Origin of the sequence: Psychromarinibacter sediminicola, from assembly GCF_029168335.1 — a bacterium.
In the GTDB taxonomy this organism is placed as follows: domain Bacteria; phylum Pseudomonadota; class Alphaproteobacteria; order Rhodobacterales; family Rhodobacteraceae; genus Psychromarinibacter; species Psychromarinibacter sediminicola.
The window spans coordinates 1-4,543 of sequence record NZ_JARGYC010000146.1 but is presented as its reverse complement, the minus strand read 5'-3'; the positions used below and the strand labels follow the sequence as shown (position 1 = coordinate 4,543).

At 69.3% G+C, this 4,543-nt stretch carries 4 protein-coding genes; 1 reads left to right on the top strand and 3 read right to left on the bottom strand.

Features of this window, described 5'->3' with window-relative positions:
• The first annotated feature begins 130 nt into the window (after positions 1 to 130).
• Complete coding sequence (locus P1J78_RS24240; RefSeq protein WP_275569943.1) at positions 131 to 1,177, top strand: GNAT family N-acetyltransferase; 1,047 nt, start codon at positions 131 to 133, stop codon at positions 1,175 to 1,177.
• Positions 1,178 to 1,221: 44 nt separating this feature from the next.
• Here P1J78_RS24240 and P1J78_RS24235 read toward each other — a convergent pair whose 3' ends face one another.
• The 3 genes from P1J78_RS24235 to P1J78_RS24225 all read right to left on the bottom strand — a co-directional run bounded on the left by P1J78_RS24235 (position 1,222) and on the right by P1J78_RS24225 (position 4,373).
• The gene (locus P1J78_RS24235; RefSeq protein WP_275569944.1) at positions 1,222 to 2,598 is read right to left on the bottom strand and encodes a TRAP transporter large permease; all 1,377 of its coding nucleotides are present in this window, start codon (positions 2,596 to 2,598) and stop codon (positions 1,222 to 1,224) included.
• A gap of 88 nt (positions 2,599 to 2,686) precedes the next feature.
• Positions 2,687 to 3,304 (bottom strand): TRAP transporter small permease subunit, encoded by a 618-nt coding sequence (locus tag P1J78_RS24230; RefSeq protein WP_275569942.1) that lies wholly within the window; start codon positions 3,302 to 3,304, stop codon positions 2,687 to 2,689.
• Positions 3,305 to 3,359: 55 nt separating this feature from the next.
• Complete coding sequence (locus tag P1J78_RS24225; RefSeq protein ID WP_275569941.1) at positions 3,360 to 4,373, bottom strand: C4-dicarboxylate TRAP transporter substrate-binding protein; 1,014 nt, start codon at positions 4,371 to 4,373, stop codon at positions 3,360 to 3,362.
• Positions 4,374 to 4,543: the final 170 nt, after the last annotated feature.

Below are 4,543 nucleotides of genomic sequence, written 5' to 3'. Positions count from 1 at the left end.
ACTCGGCAGGATATGCGACCTGTTCTCTCCGGTTGAATGCAGAAACTATTTCCAGGCTGCGGGATATGCGCCTGGTTAATCCCGAAAGACTCTAAGCGCATCTTAGGTTGCATGCGGGTTAAAGGGCGGCATGGACATCCACTGGAATCGCCTGGACCGCCGCGCCTGGGCCGCGGCGCTGCCCGACACCGCCTGTGCGTTGCAGCAAAGCTGGCGCTACGGCGCCGCCGTCGCCGCCATGGGGCGCCGGGTGCATCGCGCCGAGATCTGGAAGGCCGGCCGGTTCTACGGCCTGGCGCAGGTGCTGCTGCGCCGCGCCGGGCCGCTGTCGGCGGGGCTGGTTCTGCGCGGACCGGTCTGGATGGACCGGCCCGCCGATACCAGAGAGGCGCTGCGCGCGCTCCGGCGCGCGATGCCGGGGCCGGGCGCGCGCCTGCTCCTGGCGCAGACGGAGGGGCCGGGGCCGGGCATCCTGCCCCTGGTCACCCCCGTCGCGATGGCCGAGATCGGGCTGGGCGCCGCCACCGGCGCGATGCGCGCGCGGATGCACGGCAAATGGCGCAACCGCCTGCGCCGGGCCGAGGCGGCGGGGCTGAGCGTGGCCGTGACGGCCCCGTCGGCGGCGGATCTGGACTGGCTCTGCCGCCTCGACCGGCAACGTGCCGGCGCGCGCGGCTATCGCGGCCTGCCGCCGGCCTTCCTGGCCGCCTGGGCGGCGTGCGAGGGGCCGCCGATGCGGCTCTTCACGGCGCGGCTGCGGGGCGACACCGTCGCGGCCATGCTGTTTCTCGACCATCCGCCCGGCGTCACCTACCAGATCGGCTGGACCGGCGTAGCGGGGCGCGCGGTGGCGGCCCACAACCTGCTCCTCTGGCGCGCGATGCGGCACTTCGCGCGCGACGGCCGCCGGCGGCTGGACCTCGGCCCCCTCGACACCGAGACCGCGCCCGGCCTGGCCCGGTTCAAGCTGGGCGCCGGCGCGGCGGTGCGGCGCCTCTCCGCGGCCGGGCCGGTGCTGCCGGCGCTGACGCGGGGCCGGGCCGCCCCAGCACCCCACCCGCCGTTCGCCGAGGCCGCCCTGAGCGGCCCCCCGCCGCCGCCCGCGATCAGCGCGTCAGGGCCGGACAGGACGTGCAGCACCGCCTGCGGACAGGCGGACAGTTACCGCTATCGGTAATGAAACCAAGGACTTGACATACCGTCCAACCTCGGACGCTTCCCTCACATCAGGTTCGGCAGCCACAGCACGATCCCCGGAAACGCGATCAGCACCGCCACCGTCACCACATCCGCCACGAAGAACGGCGTCGCCCCGCGGAACACGTCCTGCACCGAGATCGGCAGCTTGTTGTCCTGCGCCACCCCCGCGACCACGAAACAGTTCAGCCCGATCGGCGGCGTGATCAGGCACAGCTCGGCCATCTTCACCACGATGATCCCGAACCAGATCGCACAGTCGGTCTCGCTCATCCCCAGCGCGCCGACCTCGCCCGGCGCCGCCCCGTTCAGCGCGATCACCGCCGGGAAGGTCACCGGCAGGGTCAGGATCAGCATCCCGATCGCGTCCATGAACATCCCCAGCACCACATAGGCCAGCAGGATCATCATCAGCGTCACGTAGACCGGCAGCTCCAGCCCGCCGATGAAATTCGCGAAGGCGTCCGGCAGCTGCGCGAAGCCCAGGAAGCGGACATAGATCAGCACGCCCCAGATCATCGTGAAGATCATGACGGTCAGCTTCGCCGCCTCCATCAGCGCGCCGCGCAGCTGGCCCCATTTCAGCCCCTGGAACAGCGCCATCAGCAGCACCACGAAGGCCCCGAGCGCCCCCGCCTCGGTCGGCGTCGCCCAGCCGAAATAGATCGAGTAGACGATGATGAAGACCACCAGCAGGATCGGCAGCGTCCCCGGGATCGCCGCAAAGCGCTGGCCCCAGGTAAAGCCCTTAACCGCCGGCCCCAGCGCCGGGCGCCACTTCGCCAGCCCCACGATCAGCCCGCCATAGATCAGCGCCGAGACCGCGCCGGGCAGGAACCCGGCGAGCAGCAGCTTGCCCACCGACTGCTCCACGATGATCGCGTAGATCACCAGGATCGCCGAGGGCGGAATCAGCGAGGCCAGCGTGCCGCCCGCCGCCACCACGCCGGCGGCGAAGCGCTTGTCGTAGCCGAGCTTCAGCATCTCCGGGATCGCGATGCGCGCGAAAACGGCCGAGGTCGCCACCGACGCCCCCGACACCGCCGCGAAGCCGGCCGTCGCGAAGACCGTTGCCACGCCCAGCCCCCCCGGCAGCCAGCCGACCCAGCGCCGCGCCGCCTCGAACAGGTAGCGGGTGAGCCCGGCGTAATAGGCGAGATAGCCGATCAGGATGAAGGTCGGGATCAGCGACAGCGCGTAAGTCGTCGATTTCGAATGCGGGATCTGCCCCGCCAGCTTCATCGCCGTGACCAGCCCCCGGTCGAACCCCTGCCGCGACATGAAGAACAGGCACAGCCCCAGAAACCCGATGAAGGCCGTCGCGAAGGCCACCCGCACCCCGATGACCACCAGGATCACCAGAAAGCCCGTCAGCCACAGCGACAGCTCGAAGACGTCCACGCCCTCCAGCAGCGCGCGCATGTCGATCAGCGAGTCCACGCCCGGCCCTTCTTCTCGTTGCAAATACGCAAATTCCGGACCCTGCCGCTCACTCCACGGTCTCCGCTTCATGCGCAGCCTGGGCGGCCGGATCCTCGACCAGCGGCACGGCGACCGGGTTGGTCGCCCCGCGGCGCAGCGCCCGCCAGTAGCCCCAGATCTGCAGCGCCAGCCGCACCCACAGCACCGTCAGCGCGAAGGGCACCAAGAGCTTCGCCGGCCAGAGCGGCAGCGCGATGTCGATCGAGGAGTCGCGCGACCAGAGCGGCGCCGACCAGTCGAAGGAGCGCTGGAAGTGGAACCAGGTGCCGTAGATCAGCGCCGTGGTCAGCAGGATCATGAAGACGACCGAGAGAAACTCGGCCAGCCACAACAGCCGCCCGCGCAGCTTGCCCACGACGATGTCCATCCGGATATGCCCGCCCTCGCGCTGGCAATAGGCAAGGCCGAGAAAGGCGAAGGCGCCCATGAATTGCTGGGTCCAGTCGACATAGCCCGGCACCGGCGCGCCGAACAGCTTGCGCCCCAGCACGTTCCAGACGGCCAGCAGCACCAGCATGAAGATCACGATGCCGCCGGTCAGATTCAGCCCGGCCTCCAGCCGGAGCCAGATCCGGTCGGCGCGCGACAGGGCGCTGTCGTCGGCAAGGACGGAAGAGGTGGACATGCGGGGACCGGTCCGGAGGCGCCGCCCCGGCGGGGCCGGGGCGGGCTGTGTCGGATCAGTTGGACATGCGCTGTTTCTCGAGCGTGTCCTGCACGAGATCGTAGAGCTCCTGCGCCGGCAGGCCCTGCGCCGACATGTCCTCGATCCAGGCGTCGTGGATCGGCCCGGCTTCCGCGCGGAAGGCGGCGAGTTCCGCGTCGGGGATCGTCACCGTCTCGACGCCCTTCTCGGCCAGTACCTCCTCCCAGCGGGCCAGCAGCTCGCCGTAATTGGCGAGGTAGTGGTCGATGGCCTCGGGCACCGATTCATCGAGGATCCGGCGGTGCTCGTCGGACAGCGCCTCGTAGGCGTCGATATTGGCCACCACCGGGCAGTTGACCGTGCCGGGGTTCAGGTTCTCGGTCCACCAGTCGGCGATGTCGATGGTGCCGAAGGCCAGATGCGCGTGCTGGGCGAAGGCCACGGTGTCGACCACGCCGGATTCCATGGCGTTGTAGACCTCGGTCGCGGTCATCGAGGTGGGCACGGCGCCGACCGCCTCGAAGGCCTCGCCGATGCCGCCGGTGGCGCGCACCCGCATGCCCTCGAATTCCTCCAGCTCGTCCTTCGGCGCGCCGGTGCCGACGAGGTTGTATTGCGGCATCGGCGAGGTCATCAGCAGCTTCGCGTTCCACTGCGCCATCTCGTCCTGCACCGCGGGATGGTCGTAGACGGCGTTGGAGACGGCGACTTCCTCGTCGAGGTTCGACACGCCCATGAAGGGCAGCTCCAGCACCGTGATCGCGCGGTTCTTGTCGCGGTGATAGCCGGCGCAGAACTGGGCCATCTCGAAGGCGCCGATGGAGATGCCGTCGAGGTTCTCGGTGTTCTTCGACAGCCCGCCATAGGAGACGTTCATGGTGAAGTCGCCGCCCGACTTCTCCTCGACCAGCTCGGCCAGCTTCTCGACATGTTCGGTGAAGGCGCGGCGCTGGCCCCAGACCGACACGTTCCATTCCACCGCCAGGGTCTCGGTGGCGAAGGCGGTGGCAAGCGCCGCGAGCGCGACGCGGCCCATCATATGGGTCATGTGATTTCCTCCCGTTGCGCCGGGTATGGTCCCGGCTTGTCGGGAGAGCCTAGCGGCGCGGGGCGCGTCCTCCAACCCCTAACAGGCTGCTGAAGAAGTCGGGTTGGAAGGACGTTATTCCTGTCGCCGGGGCTGGAAGGCGGGTCGCTCGCAGATGCGAACGTCGGGTC